The following is a 21,530-nucleotide window of genomic DNA, read 5'->3' on the forward strand; positions in this document are numbered from 1 at the left end:
CTGCATTTTCTATTTTTTAACGGGTAATAATTTTTGGGTAGGTTGCATTAACCATAATGATATTTTTCTTAAAATACGATCAAAAACAGGTTGTTGCAAAATATAACAAGTCAAAACAGAGAGCACAAAACAAATGCTCATTTCTGCAAAAATATTAACATCTAACTTCCAATAACGTGCAATCAATATCACCACAAAACCATGCAGCAAATACACAGGCAAAGTATGCATCCCTAATTTCAACCATTTCCCCTGAAAAAAGTGCATCACGGAAAATAATGCAAATACACCCACAGTGGATAACATCAAACACAGAATTCGTGTGAACATTCCATCAAAAGCACTGACTTTTAGCTGTGTATAGCTTAAGCTGCCATATAACCAATATTGATTGATCTGAATAAAATACATCAAGATCATACAGACAAATAACCCTATCACTCCCCACCATTTGACAGTGATCGACTGTTGAATTTTGGCAATGATGACTTTGCCATACAGTGCACCCAAAATAAAAAATGGGAAAAATACAAAAATCCGACCCACTGAATATAAATAATTATTCCAAGGACTTAAACCAATCAATATGGACAGTAAAATACAAAGAAATAAAGCAAACTGATTTGAAACTTGAATAAGAAAATGAGTCAGTGCAGTCCATACCATCATGCCGAGCAAATACCACAGCACCCAATAAGGCTTAATCAATACATTCCAGTTCCAATGAAACTGTCCTGACCATAAACTCTCAAATGCGATAAATAAAAACTGAAATAGAATATAAAGTGATAGAAAAAATAGAATATTTTTCAGCCAATTTTGATCTTTATACAAAATACCTGATACAAAAATAAAAGCAGGCATATGAATCAAATAAATCGTTGCCAACACTGTGTGGCTGATTGGATCATGCCAACCGATCATACGCTCCAGAAAATGCCCAAAGACCACCAGAAAAATCAAAACTGCCTTACTGCTGTCAAGAAATGAGTTGCGCATCACGGCTTATAAATCAAAAAATTTTAGAAATTATATACCTAAAATCTGCACATCCGTCATTTCAAATTGTGCCAATCGCTGACGATAAATTTTAAAATTTTCAATATCAAAACACACAAAATTAATTTCTTTCACAAATTCGGAATTTTGTAAAAATTCAACACTGTTTGAAATAGCAATATCAGCCGCATTATATTTAGGAAAACGATAAATCCCTGTAGAAATATTTGGAAATGCCAAAGTCTGTAGTTGCTGCTGTTCCGCCAATTTTAAGCTATTTAAATACGCATTTTGCAATAGTTCAGCTTCTCGATATTGACCATTTTGCCATGTCGGTCCCACTGTATGAATGACAAAGCGACTTGCCAATAAACCACCTGTGGTCATCACTGCCTCCCCCACGGCACAACTCCCCTGTTTAGCTCGAATTTGCTCGCACTGTGCTAAAATTTCCTTACCTCCCTTACGGTGAATTGCACCATCCACTCCACCGCCACCCAGTAAAGACGTATTTGCAGCATTAATAATTGCATCTACTTTTTGAATGGTAATATCTCCCTGAATCAACCGAACCACTTTCATTTTATTTCATCCCTGTCTGTGTATTACGCTTTGCAAGATTATAAAACAATGCTTTAAGTCTTTAAATTGAGTTCATGTTACACTTTAATTTGTCTCAATCTGCCTACTCTCTCACATTCCTATGAGTCAAAAGCATCAATACCAATCTGGAAAGTTTTATTGGGCATTCCTGCATCCCAAATACTGGGGAATATGGCTTGCCATTGTCTTTTTGATGTTACTTGCAATTTTACCTTGGGCATTACAACATCGTCTGGCGACTTTTCTAGGAAATGTTGCATTTAAGCGACTGAAATCACGTCGAAAAACGACAGTACGTAATCTGGAAGTATGTTTTCCTGAATGGACACCTAAACAAGTACAAGACAATGCACGTCAAGTTTTTATTGATATGATGCTTGGTGTTTTTGAAACCTTAAATGCTTGGTATTCACCGCAGTGGTTCAAAGGGCGAGTAACTATTGAGGGACTGGAACATATTCAAAATGCTCAAGCCGAAGGTAAAGGCATTTTGTTATTAGGAACACACAGTACTTTACTCGATGCTGGCGGTTATTTATGTGCGCAATATTTTGAGCCAGATGTAGTCTATCGCCCACAGAACAATCCTTTACTCGATATGCTGATTTATCGTTGCCGTGGCACGATTTATAAAGCACAGATTGACCATGATGATATGCGTGGCTTAATTCGTCATTTAAAGGAAGGTGATGCCATCTGGTATAGTCCAGATCAAGATTTTGGCTTAAAACAAGGGGTTATGGCACCCTTTTTCGGTACACCTGCGGCAACAGTGACAGCACATCGTCGTTTATTGAAAATATCCAAAGCAGTCGCTATTCCCCTGTATTTTTATCGTCATGGTGATATTAGAAATCCACAATACCGAGTGTTGATTGAACCTGCGGTGGATCATCTGCCAAGTGATGATGAACTAGATGATGCGATTCGTGTCAACAAAATCATTGAAAATCAGTTAAGAATAGCCCCAACCCAATATATGTGGTTCCACCGTCGCTTCAAAACCCGTCCTGACGGCTATGAAAAGATTTATTAATCTGTTGCAAAAAGTGCGATTACACTGTTCTAAACGCTGCACCAACCTCACAATGACAAGGAAAAACGTATGAAAGTAATGCAACTTCTTCCCGAACTAAATAGTGGTGGTGTAGAACGCGGTACTTTGGAAATTGCCAGAGCATTGGTTGCTGATGGGCATCAATCATTGGTTGTATCCAATGGCGGACGTTTAGTTCCAGAGCTAGAAGCAGAAGGAACAACCCATTTAACGCTGCCCATTCATAAAAAAGCTTTGTCTAGTCTGTGGCAAATCCGACCACTACGTAAACTGATTGAGCAACATCAACCTGATATTGTGCATGTGCGTTCACGAGTACCTGCGTGGCTGACGCATTTTACCCTCAAAGGTATTGCTGTGGAAAAACGTCCGCATCTGATCAGCACTGTACATGGTTTTTACTCTATTAATCGTTATAGTGCCATCATGACACAGGCTGAAAAAGTCATTGCTGTCTCTGACAGCGTAGTCAAATACATTACCGATCATTATAAAAACTGCCCACCTGAAGATATTGTCCGTATTTATCGTGGGATTGATCCCAAAGCATTTCCACATGGTTATCAACCCCCTGCACAATGGATCAATAAAACTTTTCAAGATTTTCCACAATTAGAACATAAGTTTTTAATTTGCTTGCCCGGACGTATTACTCGCCTTAAAGGTCATGAAACCCTGATAGAACTGATGGAAAAATTGCGTGATCAATACCCACAACTGCATGCTGTTGTAGTCGGCGGCGCAGACCCGAAAAAAGCAGCTTATTTAGATGAATTAGAAAACACCATTAAAAGCAAAAATTTAACTGATCACATCACCTTTGTGGGTCATCGTTCTGACATTCGCGAATGGTTGGCATTTTCTGACTTGGTGCTTTCTTTGTCCAATCAAGCAGAAACTTTTGGTCGTACTGCACTAGAAGCGCTTTCTGTCGGTACGCCTGTCGTTGGCTGGGACAGAGGTGGTGTCGCTGAAATTTTGGCAAATGTCTATCCACAAGGTAAAATTGCGGTAGATGACAAGGTTGCACTTTTGAATGCTGTAAAATTACATATTGATCAGCCACAACAGGTTGCACCTGTCACACAGTTCAGTTTAAAAGATATGTGTGATCAAACGATTGAGCTTTATAAAAAAATACTGAAGTAGCTTAGTTTTACATGAGTTTTATACTGAAAAGCTGAATCATTGAATTTGGCTTTTTTATTTAAAATATTTGAGAATTAAAATGAAAATTCAAAATAAATTGTTTTATACAAGCTTGGTTATACTCACTTTTTCTTTATCTGCATGCAGTGACACCAAAGAAACAGCCTCCCATACAAAAACAACTCAAACTCAAGAAATCCAAAATCCGCAAGGTCATTGGCAAGTAAAAGGCGATTATCTCTCCACTGCAAATAAACATGACATTAAGACTGATCTTGCGCAATTAACGTTGATCAGCCAAGCCTATAATAGGAAAGTATTAAAAATGCATGAAGACGTTAAAACAGCAGGCAATAACCCTGAAAAAATCAAAAAAATTCTAGTAGAAACCAATACTATTCGAGATTATTTCAAACAAAAATATACAGAGTTGCATCTAAAAAGCTCAGAAGTACAAAATATCCGTACATTAATCATTGATAACTTTATGATCTCAGAACAACTTTATACATTATCTATGCAAGCTGATTTTAGCCTCAATGCACCAAGTGAAGAGTTTAAACAATTATCAAAACGCTCAATGGATTTACAACAAAAAATTGGTACTGAACTTGAAGGATTAAATGCCAAATATACAAAATAACCTATATTTAAAAGCCTCTCATAATGAAAGGCTCTTTCTAAAAGTTTATAACACCTCATCCCCTGCAACGTCTATTTTTCCATTTTCAATTTCTTGTAAAAATTGTGCATAATCCGCTGCATTTCGTTCGGCATATTGAACTGCATATTCCTGAATAACTTTGACAATTTGCTTACCTTCGCCCAAATAGCCCATCAAGACATCGGCATTACCTGCTTTCGCATGCGCATGTGCCAAGGCTAAACCACAACTATCCGCATATTCATAAAGATACACATCGTCCATATCTTCTAAATCTATAGAAACTTTCATGTCACGTAACTGACGGACATAAAACTGTTGATGCTCCTGACTATACGATGCAAAACCCAAGAAAATATCATTTGCTGCTTGCATTAACTGTTGCCCTGAAATGACACGTTCGCCTTCATGTTTGGCTTTTTCAAGAAATAATGGACTTAAAATGGAAGGATTTGCTTCTTTCATTTGTAAAATTAAAGGTTCACGATCTGCATCTTCAAACAAAGCAATCGCTGCACGTGTACCCACACTCCCTACACCAACAACTTTTAACGCGATATCGGTACAACGATAACGGTCAAATAGCACCTGACGATCAGACTTTAAAGAATCACGATAACGCTTAAAAAATGCTTTGGAATTTTTAGCAAAAACTTCACCTTTTACAGGATGGCGCAGCAAGGGTGGTTCATCAATAAAACAACGATGTCCTGTTTCTGCATCATAATCCGTAAGTTTCGGCAATACGGACGCAGAAGTACGACGATGCGCTGTCGCTAACTGTTTTTCACGCTTTTTACGAATTTTTTGATCTTCGGTATGTTGCAAAAGTACCGCTGCATCTACTTTTTCATACCAAGTTTGTAAGGGTGATAATGTTCTAAAGTGTTGTAGATGCTGCCGATAAGCATTAAGCATGACTTCAATGGCTTTTAAGCCTACTTTTTCACCGAGCTTAATTTCACTTGCTGCGATGATGAAACTTGTTGCTAGACGTTTTAAGTCCCATTCAAAAGGAGCAACTAAAGTTTCATCAAAATCATTAATGCCAAATAATAAATTACGCTCAGGGCTAGCAAAACCACCAAAATTTAACAAATGACAATCACCACAAATTTGCTGCATCAAACCTGAATGACTTTTTTCCCATACTAAATCATACAACATCAAAGATGGCATACCACGAAAATAAGCAAATGGCGAAACACTCATTCGTTTTGCACGTACAGGTTTTAAAATATCTACACGCCCTTGATTACTCCAATGATAAATCGTTAGTGCATCGACTCCCTTTGGGCGCTCTGAGAGCTGACTCAGTTCTGAACGTGAAATAATTTTTCGTTGAGCTTTACCCAACTCAAAGCCTTGCTCCTGATTCAAGAGTTTATTTTTATATTGATGTGAGGTCAGATCAATACTGGAATCTGCCCATAAAAATTGTGGCAATTCAGGTGAATTTTTTTTGTGCATAACCAATTTTCTAATTTTGTTTGTGATCAGAAATCATAACATTGGCTTTTTTATCTTGTCATCATTTGTCTGATGTTCATTTAAATTGCTTTTAAATAATTTTAGCTTTGAATGAAATATTTTTGCTCACCCTAAATAAGCATAACCCGAGTTCTGCATCCTGCAAAACTCGGGTATATGAGGTTGTGCTTTCAAGTTGCTTTTATTTTTATTGTGTTTGGTTGTCCATTCCAACATCATATCCATGATGATTTTCCATCAGCTTCGTCTTCCTTAATTGGGACTCTTCCTTTCCCTATTCCGTGTGCTGATGTGATCATATTAAAGCCTATTCATAAAATTGCCTATCCGCTATGTACCTAAATTGACGTAAGCATTTTCCTACAAATATTAATTTTATATTTAAGGTATTTTTCCATTATCTTTATAATCTTGGGCAATTTCATCAGTCACTATTTTTTCTTCACGCTCTGCTTTTTCAATTCCTTCTTGAATCGCTTCTTGTGCTTCTTGCTCATCAGCATCGGTTTGTTCTAGCTCTTCTTGAATCGCTTCAAATTCACGTCCTGTTTGCAAAACAACATAAATAGGGAAATGGTCTGAACCCACATGTGGCAAACGTTCCATGTGTACCAAAGCAAAGTCTGTACTATGAAATAAATGGTCAAGTGACCATCTTAAAAGCTTATAATCTGCATGAAAAGTATTGACATATTTGCGCCCAACACGTGGGTCAAGTAAACCACTTATTCGCTGAAATAAACGTGTTGTTCGAGACCAAGCGACATCATTTAAATCGCCCATCACAATACAGCTTTCATCCAAATCTTTAATTTGATCCCCGACAATCAGTAACTCTGCATCACGTAAGGTAGAGTCTTTTGCTTCAGTTGGACTCGGTGGTTTCGGATGTAAACAATAAAGCTGCACAGGTTGTCCTGAGTCTAAAATTACTGTTGTATGAATAGATGGAATTTCATCACTTAAAATAAATTTGACTTCAGTATCAAGTAATTTCAGCTTGCTATACAAATGCATGCCATACAAATTATCTAAAGGTACGGGAACACGATAAGGATAATCCTTCTCGATGCTAGACAATTCATTTTGCCAAGTTTGATCTGTTTCTAAAGTTAATACGATGTCAGGTTGATGCTTTTCAATTTGTTCAATTAACAAATGATATTGATCGTTAGGAGTCAACACATTAGACACAATCACCGAGATTTGCCGTTTAGCATCAAGCTGTTCTGGGCGTACTTGAGCAACTTGTTTTTTCCAAAGAAAAGTATAAGGCAGCACCATTTTTAACTGATATGCCAATGCAACAATCAATAAAATAAAAATAATTTCTCGTTTTAAATCCCATTCACCTTGCCAAAAAATCAATAAAAAAAATGCAATGACGCCCAACGCTAAGATTTGTAAGCGTGGAAAATCTGCACCACGAAACCACCATTCATCTCGTGGAATCAGTGACCAAAAACTCAGCCAAATCACCACACCTGCAAGAATTTCGATCCAAAACATAATTTACACTCTTATATTCTTAATTTTTTATTGATTCATAAATTTATATCAGTTTTGCATGTAACATAAACAAGATATATTGCACAATATTGTTGATGTTTTGATTATGTAGCTATTGCAGTTACATATCCTTTTGATACACTCGAATCCCCCTATTAATTTTTTAACGCTCCGAGGCGAAGTGACATGAAAGTAGGTCTGGTCGGTTGGCGCGGGATGGTTGGTTCCGTCCTTATGCAACGTATGGTTGAAGAGAATGATTTTGCTCATTTTGAGCCATTCTATTTTTCTACCAGTAATGCAGGTGGTGAAGCCCCTGCTTTTGGTGGTAAGACTGCCCCAGCACTTATGGATGCATCAGACATTAACAGTCTGAAGCAAATGGATGTCATTATTACCTGTCAAGGTGGCGACTATACCACTGAAGTTTTTCCAAAACTTAAAGCTGACGGTTGGAATGGCTACTGGATTGATGCTGCATCAACCTTGCGTATGGATGATGAAGCGATCATCGTACTTGATCCAGTGAACATGAATGTCATCAAAGATGGTTTAGTCAATGGAACTAAAACATTCGTTGGTGGAAACTGTACAGTTTCACTCATGTTAATGGGCTTAGGCGGTTTATTCCAGAACAATCTTGTGGAATGGGCAACCTCTATGACTTATCAAGCAGCTTCAGGTGCAGGCGCGCAAAATATGCGTGAACTGATCACAGGCATGGGCTACTTATATAACAATACTAAAGATTTACTCGATGACCCACGCTCACCAATTTTAGACATCGACTCTAAAATTGCACAATTACAACGTGGCGAAGGTTTCCCATCAACAAACTTTGGTGTGCCTTTAGCAGGTTCACTCATTCCTTACATTGACAAACAGCTTGAAAGCGGTCAGTCAAAAGAAGAATGGAAAGGTCAAGTCGAAACCAACAAGATTTTGGGCAATGCGCAAATTGTTCCAATTGATGGTCATTGTGTGCGTATTGGTGCAATGCGTTGCCATTCTCAAGCATTGACTTTGAAATTGAAAAAAGACATTCCTTTAGATGAAATTGAAGATATCTTACGTAATGCAAACCAATGGGCAAAAGTTGTTCCAAATACTCGTGAAGCATCAATGACTGATCTTACACCTGTTGCTGTAACTGGAACTTTAACTGTGCCTGTAGGTCGTCTACGTAAACTCAATATGGGTAAAGAATATCTTGGTGCTTTCACTGTAGGTGACCAATTACTTTGGGGCGCTGCTGAGCCTTTACGCCGTATGTTACGTATTTTAATTGACTATAAAAATGCGTAAATTTAAAAATTTATTTAAATAATGTAAAGCCGAACTGTAAAGTTCGGTTTTTTTATGTAACTATACGGTTAAAAATTTATTTGGGGCGATAACTAAGCAAATCCATGCTTGGTTAAATGACGATAATTTCATTAGAGCAATGAAAGCGATGACCGTATATAACAAACTAAAAATTGCCATATTAGCTATTATTGCATCACAATCTGTATCTGCAATTCAAATTGATCCGATTCAAATTCAATCTGGCTCAGGAGATTTGCTTTATGCAGAGATGAAATTTAGCAATTCAAATCCAAACGAAAAAATTGATGTAGATCTGGCCTCGGCAGAAGACATGGTGGACTTACGTTTATCACATCAACCCTCTGGACATTTGAACTTCTTTACACGCCGTTCAGGTGACGGAAATGGTGTGATTGTGATTACATCATCACGTCCTTTTATTGAGCCTGAACTCAATATTCTGATTAGAGTCAAAGAAGGCAGTGCCACTCATATTCAACAAGTCAAAGCAAGTTTAACACGCACTAAAACGCCTGCGGCTTCGCAAAATATCACAGCAAATGAAAAAGCATTAACGCCTCAAATGATTGTGAGCGAAAAAGAGATTGCTTTAAGTCTGCCAGAAAGTGCTTCACAGCAAGTGGTTGCAACTGAGATAACATCAAGCAACTCTGTGACAGCAAAGAGTTCTGATGGCAATAATTTAGCAATTTCTACAACGAGTTTGCCTGAACTTAAAAACAACCAGATCACGCTCAACACACAAACCAGTGCAACAACAAATACGATATTAAAAGAAAATGCCGAAGCAACTAAAGCGGCTTTCTTAAAGTATCATCCAAATGCCCAAGTCAAAGAACAAACGGCATCGGCTGTGCAAAAACCACCGCAAAACACGCAAAAGCCAACTCAAACAAATATAAATACTCAACAAAAACCTGCTCAACAGACGAGAACCAATAAAGGTTCATATACCGTACAAGCCAATGAGTCGTTATGGTCTATTGCAAATAAAATTGCAGCCAAAACAGGACGAAATGTTGCAGATGTTATGCGTGAGTTACAAGCAGATAATCAAAATGCATTTATTCAAGGTGATCCAAATCGGATACGTCAAGGCATTGCTTTAAACCTGTCACAAGCTCTACCTGTAAATCCTCAACAAAAATTTAAACCTGCTCAACCTACAACTGAGCAGAAACCTTCTGCAAAAACAAAATATCGTTTAAATCAAGCTGAAATGAGTATTGTTGCAGATCAGAAAAAAACGACAAACCTAACAACTGAACAAAAAAATACTCAACAAAATCCAACTTCTGCGGAATTATCCACAAAAGTTATGACAGCACGTGAAAAAACAGTTAAATTACAAAATAACGTGACGCAACTGAGTTTAGCGCTAAATCAAAAAAACAATCGGATTCAGCTACTCAATGCTCGACTTGCACAGATTCAGCAACAATTGCAGCAGGCTGACGCAAAAAAACCGAAGTAATTCACGTATTTTCTTAAATTAAGGTTCATTGGATACAATGAAGGGGTAACGGAACATGTTGTTGTATATCATTCCTTTTGTTTTATTGTTGGTCGTCGCAATTGTTTTAAAAAAACGTGAAAGCAGCAATAACGATGCAGGCACTGGAAAAACAAATAAAGCCACCAATAAAAAAACTGCAAAAAAAAATGTTGCTAAAACTGCACGCTCAAGTCAACGACAATCTACAGAAGTTGTTGAAACACCTGTTGTTGCTCAAGAAAAGTTTGTAGAAATTAGTTCAGACTTAAAACAAAAAATTGAAAATCTGATCAAAGAAAAAAACTACTCAGCCGCTGAAGCACAAATCAACCTCGCCCTAAATCAAGACAACCGTCAACATTCGCTATATCTTTATTTATTAGATATTCATTTAGCGCAAAAAGATGATTTTGCAGTTAATCAACTCATTCAATTTATTGGTAGTTTAGGTTTAGACGATATTTTAAAACAAGCTGAAGAAAAAAGAGCGCTTGTTTCAACACAAAAGATTGATGCGATTGAGTTTGAACCCTCTACAACACCTGTTATTCCTGCGACTGCTGCACCAATTGAAAAAAGTCCTGTTTCTTCTGATGCTTTTGATTCACTGGTTGATGTTAAAACTCAGACAAATAACAGTTTTGATTTATTACAAAATGAATATAGTCCAAGTACAAAAACAGAGGCAACGCCTTCTTTAGATTTAGACTTTACTGCTCCCAGTGAAACACCAACAACCCCTGTACCCGATTTAGATTTTGCACCAAGTCCAGCGCCTACTACTTTAGATTTCACTCCAAGTTCAGCACCTACTATCGAAGTAGCACAACCGACTGAAGCATCTACAGAAGTTGCTGATTTAGACTTTACACTTGCACCAGTAGAAAAAAAGGACAGTGCAGAACAATCAACTGCTCATGAAGCATTAGATTTTTCATTTGGATTAGATACCACTACACCAAGCACACCTGAACCTGTTACTGAAAATACGGTAACAACAGATAGCGCTCCACTTGAGTTTAGTTTTGATCTTAGCCCACAAACAACACCTACACCTGTAGCAGAAGCTAGTCCTCAAACTCCAGACCATTCACCAACAGAAATGCTGACTGAATTCAAAATGGATTTTGATGCACCCACTCAAGAAGCACCAAGTGTTGAAGCAAGCTCGCCAACGCTTGAGTTTAAATTAGATAATACTGATCTTGAAGATAAACCTAATTTTAGTTTTGATGCAGCAGAACCAAGTCCTGTGGAATTGGCACCACAAACCATCGAAACATTACATACAACAGATACACTTTCTTTCAGTACAGATGATCCTTTAACACAAGCATTTCCTAAGTTATTAGAAGTCAATGAACTTGCTTTAAATTTAGATCTTGCAGAACAATATATCGATCTGGGTGCATATGCTTCAGCACGTGAGATTCTTAGCCAAAATGCTGACCAGTTTTCACCTGCACAACGTGAACAATCACAAAGTTTACTTAACCGCATAGCATCTTAAAATTATTCGTTTTAAGATAAAGCAGTCATTTATGGCTGCTTTTTTATTGTGAACTAGAGAATCATGAACACAAAAATTGCTTTGATTTATATGGGCGGAACCTTTGGATGCGTTGGTGAACCTTTAGCACCTATGCCAGAGGTGGAGTTTATCCCCAAACTACAACACATTCTGCCACCACAACTTAAAATTGAATGTTTTAAAGCACCCAATATTAAAGACAGCAGTGCCTGCACTGCTGTTGACTGGTTGAAGCTCATTCAACAAATTCAAACGCTACAACTGCAAAATTTCCAACATTTCGTTGTTATTCATGGTACAGATACCCTCAGTTATGCTGCTGCAACCTTGTCACATTTTTTAGGAGAATCTTGTCATGTGGTTATGACGGGTAGTCAGTATCCTCTTCTAAATATTCAAGGTGACGATACACGTGAATTTACTGATGCTGTCGACAACTTAAATACAGCACTTGAAGCTGTCAGCAAACTACCTGTCGGTGTCTATTTGGCTTTTTACCATCAAGTCGTACATGCCAGAACAGCACTCAAAGCCCACAGTACTGCACTTGATGCATTTCGTGGCTCTAAAGCCGATCAAGATATTCAAATGTTGCATTCTGTGATCAATGTCCAACTCAAACATATTGAAAAAGCACAGCATTTAAATATTGTGAATTGGATGATGGTTCCCACAGAACTTGCTCAATTCAATCAAAATCTGCAATCGCTGATTTCAAATGCACCGCATTTTTTAATTTTACAAGCGTATGGTGTAGGCAACCTTGCTGTAAATGCCTCAATCATTCAAAGCTTCAAAGCATTACAACAACAAGGCTGTCAAATTGTGCTTTCGACCCAAGTCCCACTGGGCGGAATGGATCAACGCTATGCCATCAGCCAATGGATCAAAGAATCTAAAGTTTTAATCAGTGATGCACTCAGCCAAGCCGATCTTTATGCCAAAATTCTAAAAATTTATTTACAATATCCAACTCCAGACCAGTGGCATACACATTGGTATGATCATTTTAATCATTCACCTGAATAGGGGTATTTATGCAACGCTTTGCAATTGGTATTGAGTTTTGTGGCATTCGATATAAAGGTTGGCAAACTCAACAGCCTGGCGTACGCAGTATTCAGGAAACAATGGAAAAAGTGCTGAGCACCATTGCAGATGAAAAGATCATTTTGCATGGCGCAGGTCGTACTGATGCAGGCGTGCATGCGACCAATATGGTCGCGCATTTTGATACCAACGCAATTCGCCCGATGCGTGGTTGGTTGATGGGTGCAAATAGCCAACTGCCTAAAGATATTTCGATCCAATGGATCAAAGAAATGGATCATGACTTCCATGCACGTTTTAAAGCGCAAGCACGTCGTTATCGCTATGTGGTGTATCAATCAGCGAACCGACCTGCACTCTTGCATAAACAAGTCACTCACGCCTTTTATCCACTGGATGTCGATAAAATGATTGAGGCTGCGAAAAAGTTCGAAGGTACACATAACTTTGAAAGCTTCCGTGCAGCAGCATGCCAATCTAATCAACCTGTACGCCATGTCAGACATTGTCGTTTGATTCGTCATGGTAACTATCTTGTTTTAGACATTAAAGCAGATGGTTTCTTGCATCACATGGTTCGTAATATTATGGGTTGCCTGTTAGAAGTTGGTAAAGGCATGTATGAAATCGACCATATTGATGAAATATTTGCTGCTGAAGATCGTAAAGCCGCAGGAATTACAGCACCACCTGATGGCTTATATTTCATTCATGCCGATTATCCTGAGCAATTTGAACTTCCTCAAATGCCTTTAGGACCACATTGGCTTAATATGCCTGAGTAATATCACGAACCGTTTTTAATCCTCCTTACTTAGAAAGTCTGTTTTTTATCTTTTAAAGGAGGATTAAATCAACATCATTTTACAATAATATTTTCGATTCACTTCACTGCCGTCTCATGTAAAGACTGATCTAACCAACGCTCATACCAGTTTAAAAAAGTGATGCGTTCACGATTCCCCAATTCTTGTGAAGGATAAATTCCGCCATCATTGGCACGATCATCTGTCCATATATGACCATACTCTGCCCCATTCACCACAAGATTTACACTTACACCGCAGCCATAATTACAAATTGCAATTACACCATCCATTTGATGTTGATGAAATTCAAAATACTGTCGTTCAAATTCTTGTTCATCATCCTCATCACAATTGGCATTAAACGCTTCATTCCACGCTTTTTGATGTGGAAAAGGCAAATCAGGATGCAGTAACTGCGCTGAGTTCGGTCGATCTAAATCGACAAAAAGAATATGCTCAAATGGCTCAAGCCCTAAAAAAGGACCTGCACCACCATTACCAATATTTATTAAAAATTGGACATATTCATCTGGTAAATGGATACCATATCGCTGCTCAAACTGTTGAATAAGCTCAAGTGATACAGGTGGATTTAACTGATATTGGTGCCTTTTAGCACCGAATAAATCTAAATGAGAATCTTGGATTTTCAACTGTGCTAACTTTTGTTGAATGCGTTGTAATTGTTCATGCATTTCTTATTCTCAAAAAATAATCAATTTATAATGATCTAGATACAATTAAAAAGCCTCGAATTTTACAACTCGAAGCTTTTGCTCACTGAAATTTAGAAGATATTAACGCTGCTTACGCTTTCTATATTCTACTGGTGTTTCATTGGTCCAACGTTTAAATGCACGATAGAACGTACTCGGTTCAGAAAAACCTGTTAAATAAACAATTCTCTCAACGCTTTCAGTGGTATTTGCCAAAAGTTTCTTCGCCAAACGACAACGATAATCTGACAAGATTTGCTGAAAACTGGTATTCGCTTCAGAAAGCTGTGTACGCAAACGACGGGGTGTAATATTTAACTGTGCGGCAACCGTTTCTAGTGTTGTTTCACCACTTTCTAAAGTTGAACCAATCGCACGGCGTACTTCACCAACCAAATCATAACGAGCCAACTCTTGGAGTTTTTCAATGGCTAGCTGTTCATGTAACTGCAACAGTTCAGGTTCAGCTTGCCACAATGGATACTCCAAAATGGACGGATCGAAATACAAACGCGTTTCTTTTTGCCCTAAACTCACTGGACAGCCATATACCCGAAAGTATTCATCATCTGGCGCACCTTGAGCAAAGTTAAAATCAATATAGATCGGCTCAAAGCGCCCTTCTGTAATAAATTTAAAAAAGCGTAAAATGCCTGAAATCGCACATTCAGAAAAATGACGATTGACAATATTTTCACCCCATGGCTGTTCACCATTGGTGAGATAACAACGCCCCTCATCATCAATGATGAGTTTGGCATGAAATGCATCACTAATTAAACGCTGATAAGCCAACGCTCGTTTTAACCCTTCACCAAAGTTTTCACTAGAAATAAAGAGATGTTCAATGACTTGCCCACGATAAAGTGGTAAGTGCTCACCTAAGTGTAGACCAATATCGGGATCACGACTGACTTCCTCTGCTGCAATCCAAAAAGCATATTGCGCACTTAAAGGTGTACGTGCATTTTGATCGATTTGATTTAATGCCACACCTGCTTTTGATAATAGTTCTTCAGTTGGCAATCCCGCACGACGAATCGCTTGATAGCCTAATCGCAAAACAACCGAAGCATCAGTTAGCTGACTCACGCAGTGCCCTTCCTTGTATCTTATTCATTTATACTTAAAAACATCGTTTTTAGATTACAGTCGATTGACCAAACTGACAACATGTATAAGCAACTTTTTGTTGAAAAAATTTATTTCTTTGTTCGCCTATTTTGACTACATTTGCAATGCTATCTCCTGACTACATCTTGTTTTTTTCTAAAATTCTGCCTATAATTTGCGCCTTTCCAATTTGATCATCAGGTAGGCTATGGCCAATAAAGAGGAACTTATCGAGTTCGAAGGCGTTGTCACCGAAACGCTTCCTAATACTATGTTCCGTGTACGTTTAGAAAACGGTCACGAAGTGATTGCACACATTTCTGGTAAAATGCGTAAACACTATATTCGTATTTTAACTGGCGACAGTGTAAAAGTGGAAATGACTCCATATGACTTAACTAAAGGTCGTATTACATATCGTGCACGCTAAGTTTTAGCAAGCAAAAAGCCACCATTGTGGCTTTTTTAATGTTTTAATTCAGCGTACTATTTTTACAACCCACTGTATCACACTCACGGATTCGCTCTCTTAACCAAGCATTGCGTTCCTGTGTTTTCTCTAAATTACAGTTCACAAAAACTGTACGCTCTGCTTCATCTGAACATTGTGCATCACGCTCTTTAATCCAAGAAACTTGAGAACGTTTTAAAATTGTTTTTTGATTCGTTGTGAGTTTACTTCTGAGTAATTGATAATTTTTATTTAACTCAGCATCTGCGCTAGCATAAATTTTATTACTACAATAAATATCGTCATAAGCATTACGTGCATTGTCACAATTATCTGCAAATGCAAAACTTGACAGGCACATCATACCCAAACCTAGCCAAATCTTTTTCATTGTCTAATCCTTATCATGTTTGATTTTTGTTTTTCATGTTGTCTAACCAATTATCTAATTTATCAATCAAACAACACTACATCATGAAAATTTTTACTACACTCACAAGGAATGTCAATATCAATCGTGTGTTGACCATGAGGGAGAATATTCATGAAAAAAATCATGTTTTGTGTCGGGCTTTGCTATCTAGGATTGAGCTTAACAGCCTGTCAAACTGAGCTTAATCGCCCTTATGACCTCAATGCGTATTTGCATAACTTTCTTGGTCAACCTAGTCAAACTATCCAAGATAACTTGAATTTTAAAAAATTAGGCTATCAGAGCAAATCACCACAAATAACTGAATCACAAATAATTTATACTATTTATCGCCCTTTAAATATTCCAATGCCACAGGGTGATGTAGGTCTAGGCAAAGTGCAGTCTGGTGCGAGTAGTTATGATATTAATTTTCAATGTAAAATCATTTTTGAGCTAGAACAGAATATTGCAAAAGCTGTAAATTATTCAGGACGAGCATGTTAACTCTCTTATTCCCTTTAAAACTTGTATTTTTATTGCGAAATACAATGACTTTATTTAACTGAATAAAATTATACTTACATCTCGATAACATTTTAGACAACTTAAATAAAAAATGAGAATTCACAATACCTTATTATGCTTATTTGTTAGCACAGGATTACTCTGTGCTTGCTCAACAGTCCATCAAAAACGTAACCAAACGTTAATGCAAAAGTTAAATACTTATCAAGGGCTGAGTGCTGAAGAAGTACAGCAGCAAATCAATTTAAAAGATATTGGTATTCAACTAAAATCACCACCTAAAATCAATGAACAACAGCTTGTATATACTTTTGAACGTCGTGTTTATACGGCTATGTCATCTCAACTTCCTATTGCGGATGCACGAGGACGCTTTATTCCAATGCAAATGGGAGGTTCAAGTGAAACCTACGCCAACCAGATGTCCTGTCATATCATTTTCAAATTAAAACAACAACATGTCACCGCAATTCAACTTAAAGGTCGTGCTTGTTAACTTCCCTTTTCCCATTAAATAGGCATAAAAAACGCAGCCTAAGCTGCGTTTACATGACATCTAAAATAAAATATTAAGCGAGTGCTGCAACAACTGCATCACCCATTTCAATTGTACCGACTTTATTCATGCCTTCTGACATGATATCCCCTGTACGTAAACCTTGATCTAATACATTACCTACTGCATCTTCAATGGCTTTAGCAGCAGTTTCTTCACGGAAAGTATAGCGCAGCATCATTGCAACAGACAAAATGGTTGCAAGTGGATTCGCCACGTTTTGACCTGCGATATCTGGCGCCGAACCATGACATGGCTCATACATCCCTTTACCATTTTCATCCAAAGATGCTGATGGCAACATACCGATTGAACCCGTTAACATTGCAGCTTCGTCAGATAAAATATCACCAAACAAATTACCCGTTACAATAACATCAAACTGTTTTGGCGCACGTACCAACTGCATTGCAGCATTGTCGACATACATATGTGACAAGTTAATTTCTAGATATTGTTCTTCTTTTAAAGCAGTTACAGTTTGCTTCCAAAGCTCAGTGACTTCTAAAACATTGGCTTTATCGACTGAACAAACTTTACCACCACGTAAACTTGCCATTTCAAATGCAACTTTAGCAATACGTTTAATTTCAGATTCTGCATAAACGTCAGTGTTATAACCTTGCTTTTCGCCATTTTCTAACTCACGAATACCACGTGGTTGACCAAAGTAAATACCACCAGTTAACTCACGAACAATGAGAATGTCTAAACCAGAAACAATTTCAGGCTTTAGACTTGAAGCATCAGCAAGTTGTGGGTAAAGAATCGCAGGACGTAAATTTGCAAATAAATTCAATTCACTGCGGATTTTTAATAAGCCACGTTCAGGACGGATTGAACGCTCAATCGTATCCCATTTTGGACCACCAACTGCACCTAACAAAATTGCATCGGCTTTTTTTGCTTGCTCAGCAGTCACAGCAGGATATGGTTCGCCATGTGCATCAATGGCTGAACCACCTAGCAAACCATGTTCCCAAGTTAAACCTAAATTAAATTTTTCATTGACATGATTTAAGACTTTTTCTGCAGCAGCAACAATTTCAGGACCAATCCCATCACCAGCCAAGATCAAAATTTGTTTAGACATTTGTGTTTCCATTTATATTGTTGGCAGCCATACTGCCAAGTAAGTTTAAATTTTTTGCTCTATATATTCGCTTAAACCAGTTTCTGCATTATAGGGGCGACAAAAACGACGAATCACTTTTTGCCCTTGCAACATGTCCACACATAAAGGTGACGGAGCTGAAACATTCAACAAACTCCCTGAGCTTTCTGATCGTTTTCGATACATTTTAAAGGTGTAATGCTGATTTGCTTTAAAACGATGAATAACATGGAAAACTTCTGCATGTTGTTGAGATATAGGATAAAAACGAATTACCAATTCATATTGGTTTGCAGGTACTGTCAAATAAAGTGAAGTTTTTTTACTCTCTTTTTTTGACAATTTTAAATAACCTTGTTTAATCGCAGCAGGATTAATACGATGTGTATCCGCATCAATTAATACCATATTACCAAGACGACCAAACTCACAACTTTCCGCTCCTGTACAATAAAGCGTGACATTATTCAGCGGATTGTGAGGCTTATTTTCCGCTGTTTTAACGCGCAAAATATCAGTTGTCTGACAAGCGCTGAGTGCTAAACTCAGCACACCTATCATGATGCGATAATCAAAGACCTTAATCATTGTTTTGGTCCAACCCTAGTCACCTAAAACATTCATTTTTTTATGCTTCATATGTTAACAAGAGTTGAACTTTCACGCTATCTCTTATCTAACTAAGCTTGAATTTCAGCAAAAACCCAAGGACGTGCTTGTTTGGTCTTTTCCTCATACGCACGAATGTCATCTTGTGCCTGTAAAGTTAAACCAATGTCATCCAAGCCATTCAATAAACAGTGCTTACGAAATGGATCAACTTCAAATTTAAATGCTTCACCGTTTGGTGTACGCACTTCTTGCGCTTCCAAATCAATGGTCAATTGATAACCTTCATTGGCAAAGCATTCTTTGAATAATTGATCAACAATTTCTTCAGACAAAATGACAGGTAACATGCCGTTTTTAAAGCTGTTATTGAAGAAAATGTCCGCATAACTTGGTGCAATCACGGTACGGAAACCATATTCTTCCAACGCCCACGGCGCATGTTCACGACTTGAACCACAACCAAAATTGGCACGTGAAATCAAGATTGAAGCCCCTTGATAACGTGGCTGATTCAAAGCAAAATCAGGATTTTTAGGACGTTTGGAAATGTCTTGCCCCAAATAGCCTTCATCTAAATAACGCAATTCATCAAATAAGTTATCACCAAAACCTGTACGTTTGATCGACTTCAAAAACTGTTTTGGAATAATTAAATCTGTATCAACATTGGCACGGTCTAATGGTGCAACGATACCTTGTTCAACGGTATATTTTTTCATTTTTAATTCCTGAAAAATATCATCACTTTAAATCTCCCCTACCCCCCCTCTTTAATAAAGAGGGGAACTTCTCCCTTTTAAAAGGTGAAAAGCTTTGCTTCGCAAGAGGGGGATTTTAGAAACTGCGTACATCCACAAAATGACCTGCGATTGCTGCCGCTGCCGCCATCGCTGGACTCACCAAATGCGTACGTCCACCATTGCCCTGACGACCTTCAAAGTTACGGTTCGAAGTCGATGCACAATGCTCACCCGGTTGTAATTTGTCAGCATTCATTGCCAAACACATTGAACAACCCGGTTCACGCCATTCGAATCCTGCTTCGATCAAAATTTTATCTAAACCTTCAGCTTCAGCTTGTGCTTTGACCAAACCAGAACCCGGTACAACCATCGCTTGTTTAATGCTTGAAGCGACTTTCTTACCTTTCGCAACTTCAGCCGCAGCACGAATATCTTCAATGCGTGAGTTGGTACAAGAACCAATAAATACACGGTCTAATTGGATATCTGCCAATGCCTGACCTGCATTTAAGCCCATATAGTTATAAGCACGTGTCCAGTCATTGCGCTGTACGTCATCTTTAGCCTGTTCCAAAGTAGGTACAGCTTGAGAAACAGGAATCACCATTTCAGGAGAAGTTCCCCAAGACACTTGAGGCTCAATCTCTTCACCTTGTAAAACGACAACCGTATCGAAATGTGCACCTTCATCAGAAACCAAAGTATTCCAATAAGCGACCGCAGCATCCCATTGTTCGCCTTTTGGTGCATATGGACGATCTTTCACATATTCAATGGTTTTATCATCGACAGCGACCATACCAACACGTGCACCACCTTCGATTGCCATATTACATACTGTCATACGACCTTCGATTGACATATCACGGAACACTTGACCACCGAATTCAATCGCATGACCTGTACCACCCGCTGTGCCGATTTTACCAATGATTGCTAATACGACATCTTTTGGTGTTACACCTTGACCTAACTTGCCATCAACACGGACAAGCATGTTCTTCATTTTCTTTTGAACTAAGCATTGTGTTGCCAATACATGTTCAACTTCTGAAGTCCCGATCCCATGTGCCAAACAACCAAATGCACCATGCGTTGCAGTATGTGAATCACCACAAACAACAGTCATACCTGGTAAAGTTAAACCTTGCTCAGGTCCTACAACATGCGCAATGCCTTGACGGACATCATTGATGTCAAACTGAACTACATTAAAGGTTTTACAGTTGTCATCTAAAGTTTGTACTTGGATACGAGATGTATCATCTTCGATCCCTGCAATACCTTCAGAACGTTCCTTACTTGAAGTTGGAACATTATGGTCAGGTGTTGCCACATTGGCACTTAAACGCCAAGGTGTACGTCCAGCCAACTGCAAGCCTTCAAACGCTTGAGGCGACGTTACTTCATGCAATAAATGACGGTCAATATAAAGAAGTGAAGAGCCATCATCTCGTTGTTTTACTAAATGGTCATCCCACAATTTATCATACAATGTTTTTGCTTTTTGGTTTTCGCCTGCCATGTCGAGGTGCTCCACTGGACTGGGTAATTCTTTCATTAACTTCGATTATAACCACGTTTTCACATAAATCTAAT

General features: G+C 38.1%; 22 protein-coding genes. 11 read left to right on the plus strand and 11 right to left on the minus strand.

Translation table 11 applies throughout. The annotated features are described in order from the left end of the window. Positions 1–9 precede the first annotated feature (9 nt). Positions 10–999, minus strand: coding sequence for an acyltransferase family protein (locus C9E89_RS02260; protein WP_107006823.1), 990 nt, complete (start codon positions 997–999; stop codon positions 10–12). A 30-nt stretch (positions 1,000–1,029) separates the two neighbouring features. After that, positions 1,030–1,581, minus strand: a complete 552-nt coding sequence (locus tag C9E89_RS02265; protein ID WP_107006824.1) for an O-acetyl-ADP-ribose deacetylase — start codon at positions 1,579–1,581, stop codon at positions 1,030–1,032. A 121-nt stretch (positions 1,582–1,702) separates the two neighbouring features. On the opposite strand from C9E89_RS02265, the gene C9E89_RS02270 reads away from it, so the two are divergent. The 3 genes from C9E89_RS02270 to C9E89_RS02280 all read left to right on the plus strand — a co-directional run bounded on the left by C9E89_RS02270 (position 1,703) and on the right by C9E89_RS02280 (position 4,451). Then, complete coding sequence (locus tag C9E89_RS02270) at positions 1,703–2,638, plus strand: LpxL/LpxP family acyltransferase (RefSeq protein WP_107006825.1); 936 nt, start codon at positions 1,703–1,705, stop codon at positions 2,636–2,638. Between the two features lie 69 nt (positions 2,639–2,707). Continuing rightward, positions 2,708–3,808 carry a glycosyltransferase family 4 protein gene (locus tag C9E89_RS02275; RefSeq protein WP_107006826.1) on the plus strand — a complete coding sequence of 367 codons (1,101 nt, stop codon included), beginning with the start codon at positions 2,708–2,710 and terminating at the stop codon, positions 3,806–3,808. Positions 3,809–3,887: 79 nt separating this feature from the next. After that, positions 3,888–4,451 carry a hypothetical protein gene (locus C9E89_RS02280; RefSeq protein ID WP_107006827.1) on the plus strand — a complete coding sequence of 188 codons (564 nt, stop codon included), beginning with the start codon at positions 3,888–3,890 and terminating at the stop codon, positions 4,449–4,451. 45 nt (positions 4,452–4,496) lie between these two features. Here C9E89_RS02280 and C9E89_RS02285 read toward each other — a convergent pair whose 3' ends face one another. Continuing rightward, positions 4,497–5,942: a DUF2252 domain-containing protein gene (locus C9E89_RS02285; RefSeq protein WP_107006828.1), complete on the minus strand. Its 1,446-nt coding sequence runs from the start codon at positions 5,940–5,942 to the stop codon at positions 4,497–4,499. A 402-nt stretch (positions 5,943–6,344) separates the two neighbouring features. Then, positions 6,345–7,472: an endonuclease/exonuclease/phosphatase family protein gene (locus C9E89_RS02290; RefSeq protein WP_107006829.1), complete on the minus strand. Its 1,128-nt coding sequence runs from the start codon at positions 7,470–7,472 to the stop codon at positions 6,345–6,347. A 186-nt stretch (positions 7,473–7,658) separates the two neighbouring features. Between C9E89_RS02290 and asd the strand changes: the two genes are divergently transcribed. From asd to truA, 5 genes are all read left to right on the plus strand, one after another. After that, positions 7,659–8,777: an aspartate-semialdehyde dehydrogenase gene (asd, locus tag C9E89_RS02295; RefSeq protein ID WP_107006830.1), complete on the plus strand. Its 1,119-nt coding sequence runs from the start codon at positions 7,659–7,661 to the stop codon at positions 8,775–8,777. A gap of 148 nt (positions 8,778–8,925) precedes the next feature. After that, on the plus strand, positions 8,926–10,275 hold the full coding sequence (locus C9E89_RS02300) for a FimV/HubP-related protein (protein WP_107006831.1): 1,350 nt from the start codon (positions 8,926–8,928) through the stop codon (positions 10,273–10,275). A gap of 55 nt (positions 10,276–10,330) precedes the next feature. Further along, the gene (locus C9E89_RS02305) at positions 10,331–11,806 is read left to right on the plus strand and encodes a FimV/HubP family polar landmark protein (protein ID WP_107006832.1); all 1,476 of its coding nucleotides are present in this window, start codon (positions 10,331–10,333) and stop codon (positions 11,804–11,806) included. Between the two features lie 63 nt (positions 11,807–11,869). Then, on the plus strand, positions 11,870–12,856 hold the full coding sequence (locus tag C9E89_RS02310) for an asparaginase domain-containing protein (protein WP_107006833.1): 987 nt from the start codon (positions 11,870–11,872) through the stop codon (positions 12,854–12,856). Between the two features lie 8 nt (positions 12,857–12,864). Beyond that, positions 12,865–13,662 (plus strand): tRNA pseudouridine(38-40) synthase TruA, encoded by a 798-nt coding sequence (gene truA / locus C9E89_RS02315; protein ID WP_107006834.1) that lies wholly within the window; start codon positions 12,865–12,867, stop codon positions 13,660–13,662. A gap of 98 nt (positions 13,663–13,760) precedes the next feature. Here truA and C9E89_RS02320 read toward each other — a convergent pair whose 3' ends face one another. Then, positions 13,761–14,381: an SMI1/KNR4 family protein gene (locus tag C9E89_RS02320; RefSeq protein WP_107006835.1), complete on the minus strand. Its 621-nt coding sequence runs from the start codon at positions 14,379–14,381 to the stop codon at positions 13,761–13,763. Positions 14,382–14,483: 102 nt separating this feature from the next. After that, a complete protein-coding gene (locus tag C9E89_RS02325; RefSeq protein WP_107006836.1) occupies positions 14,484–15,494 on the minus strand; it encodes an AraC family transcriptional regulator in 1,011 nt (336 codons plus the stop codon). A gap of 229 nt (positions 15,495–15,723) precedes the next feature. Between C9E89_RS02325 and infA the strand changes: the two genes are divergently transcribed. Beyond that, complete coding sequence (gene infA, locus C9E89_RS02330; protein WP_001284370.1) at positions 15,724–15,945, plus strand: translation initiation factor IF-1; 222 nt, start codon at positions 15,724–15,726, stop codon at positions 15,943–15,945. Between the two features lie 43 nt (positions 15,946–15,988). Here infA and C9E89_RS02335 read toward each other — a convergent pair whose 3' ends face one another. Next, complete coding sequence (locus C9E89_RS02335; RefSeq protein WP_107006837.1) at positions 15,989–16,357, minus strand: lysozyme inhibitor LprI family protein; 369 nt, start codon at positions 16,355–16,357, stop codon at positions 15,989–15,991. Between the two features lie 153 nt (positions 16,358–16,510). Between C9E89_RS02335 and C9E89_RS02340 the strand changes: the two genes are divergently transcribed. After that, positions 16,511–16,885: a hypothetical protein gene (locus C9E89_RS02340; protein WP_213069623.1), complete on the plus strand. Its 375-nt coding sequence runs from the start codon at positions 16,511–16,513 to the stop codon at positions 16,883–16,885. Positions 16,886–17,090: 205 nt separating this feature from the next. Continuing rightward, positions 17,091–17,402: a hypothetical protein gene (locus C9E89_RS02345; RefSeq protein ID WP_107006838.1), complete on the plus strand. Its 312-nt coding sequence runs from the start codon at positions 17,091–17,093 to the stop codon at positions 17,400–17,402. Between the two features lie 73 nt (positions 17,403–17,475). Here the strand turns inward: C9E89_RS02345 and leuB are convergent, their stop codons facing one another. From leuB to leuC, 4 genes are all read right to left on the minus strand, one after another. Then, the gene (gene leuB / locus C9E89_RS02350; RefSeq protein WP_107006839.1) at positions 17,476–18,555 is read right to left on the minus strand and encodes a 3-isopropylmalate dehydrogenase; all 1,080 of its coding nucleotides are present in this window, start codon (positions 18,553–18,555) and stop codon (positions 17,476–17,478) included. A gap of 45 nt (positions 18,556–18,600) precedes the next feature. After that, complete coding sequence (locus C9E89_RS02355; RefSeq protein ID WP_107006840.1) at positions 18,601–19,164, minus strand: hypothetical protein; 564 nt, start codon at positions 19,162–19,164, stop codon at positions 18,601–18,603. 92 nt (positions 19,165–19,256) lie between these two features. Continuing rightward, the gene (leuD, locus tag C9E89_RS02360) at positions 19,257–19,907 is read right to left on the minus strand and encodes a 3-isopropylmalate dehydratase small subunit (protein ID WP_107006841.1); all 651 of its coding nucleotides are present in this window, start codon (positions 19,905–19,907) and stop codon (positions 19,257–19,259) included. Positions 19,908–20,022: 115 nt separating this feature from the next. Then, entirely contained in the window at positions 20,023–21,456 is a 1,434-nt protein-coding gene (gene leuC / locus C9E89_RS02365; protein ID WP_107006842.1) for a 3-isopropylmalate dehydratase large subunit, read from the minus strand. Positions 21,457–21,530: the final 74 nt, after the last annotated feature.

The sequence above is a fragment of the Acinetobacter sichuanensis genome (assembly GCF_003024515.2).
Classification (GTDB): Bacteria; Pseudomonadota; Gammaproteobacteria; order Pseudomonadales; family Moraxellaceae; genus Acinetobacter; species Acinetobacter sichuanensis.

What these genes read in the sequence shown, in the direction of transcription:
- C9E89_RS02260 (WP_107006823.1), bottom strand. Translation starts at nt 999, where the DNA reads ATGCGCAACTCATTTCTTGACAGCAGTAAGGCAGTTTTGATTTTTCTG.
- C9E89_RS02265 (WP_107006824.1), bottom strand. Translation starts at nt 1,581, where the DNA reads ATGAAAGTGGTTCGGTTGATTCAGGGAGATATTACCATTCAAAAAGTA.
- C9E89_RS02270 (WP_107006825.1), top strand. Translation starts at nt 1,703, where the DNA reads ATGAGTCAAAAGCATCAATACCAATCTGGAAAGTTTTATTGGGCATTC.
- C9E89_RS02275 (WP_107006826.1), top strand. Translation starts at nt 2,708, where the DNA reads ATGAAAGTAATGCAACTTCTTCCCGAACTAAATAGTGGTGGTGTAGAA.
- C9E89_RS02280 (WP_107006827.1), top strand. Translation starts at nt 3,888, where the DNA reads ATGAAAATTCAAAATAAATTGTTTTATACAAGCTTGGTTATACTCACT.
- C9E89_RS02285 (WP_107006828.1), bottom strand. Translation starts at nt 5,942, where the DNA reads ATGCACAAAAAAAATTCACCTGAATTGCCACAATTTTTATGGGCAGAT.
- C9E89_RS02290 (WP_107006829.1), bottom strand. Translation starts at nt 7,472, where the DNA reads ATGTTTTGGATCGAAATTCTTGCAGGTGTGGTGATTTGGCTGAGTTTT.
- asd (WP_107006830.1), top strand. Translation starts at nt 7,659, where the DNA reads ATGAAAGTAGGTCTGGTCGGTTGGCGCGGGATGGTTGGTTCCGTCCTT.
- C9E89_RS02300 (WP_107006831.1), top strand. Translation starts at nt 8,926, where the DNA reads ATGACCGTATATAACAAACTAAAAATTGCCATATTAGCTATTATTGCA.
- C9E89_RS02305 (WP_107006832.1), top strand. Translation starts at nt 10,331, where the DNA reads ATGTTGTTGTATATCATTCCTTTTGTTTTATTGTTGGTCGTCGCAATT.
- C9E89_RS02310 (WP_107006833.1), top strand. Translation starts at nt 11,870, where the DNA reads ATGAACACAAAAATTGCTTTGATTTATATGGGCGGAACCTTTGGATGC.
- truA (WP_107006834.1), top strand. Translation starts at nt 12,865, where the DNA reads ATGCAACGCTTTGCAATTGGTATTGAGTTTTGTGGCATTCGATATAAA.
- C9E89_RS02320 (WP_107006835.1), bottom strand. Translation starts at nt 14,381, where the DNA reads ATGCATGAACAATTACAACGCATTCAACAAAAGTTAGCACAGTTGAAA.
- infA (WP_001284370.1), top strand. Translation starts at nt 15,724, where the DNA reads ATGGCCAATAAAGAGGAACTTATCGAGTTCGAAGGCGTTGTCACCGAA.
- C9E89_RS02335 (WP_107006837.1), bottom strand. Translation starts at nt 16,357, where the DNA reads ATGAAAAAGATTTGGCTAGGTTTGGGTATGATGTGCCTGTCAAGTTTT.
- C9E89_RS02340 (WP_213069623.1), top strand. Translation starts at nt 16,511, where the DNA reads ATGAAAAAAATCATGTTTTGTGTCGGGCTTTGCTATCTAGGATTGAGC.
- C9E89_RS02345 (WP_107006838.1), top strand. Translation starts at nt 17,091, where the DNA reads ATGCAAAAGTTAAATACTTATCAAGGGCTGAGTGCTGAAGAAGTACAG.
- leuB (WP_107006839.1), bottom strand. Translation starts at nt 18,555, where the DNA reads ATGTCTAAACAAATTTTGATCTTGGCTGGTGATGGGATTGGTCCTGAA.
- C9E89_RS02355 (WP_107006840.1), bottom strand. Translation starts at nt 19,164, where the DNA reads ATGATTAAGGTCTTTGATTATCGCATCATGATAGGTGTGCTGAGTTTA.
- leuD (WP_107006841.1), bottom strand. Translation starts at nt 19,907, where the DNA reads ATGAAAAAATATACCGTTGAACAAGGTATCGTTGCACCATTAGACCGT.
- leuC (WP_107006842.1), bottom strand. Translation starts at nt 21,456, where the DNA reads ATGGCAGGCGAAAACCAAAAAGCAAAAACATTGTATGATAAATTGTGG.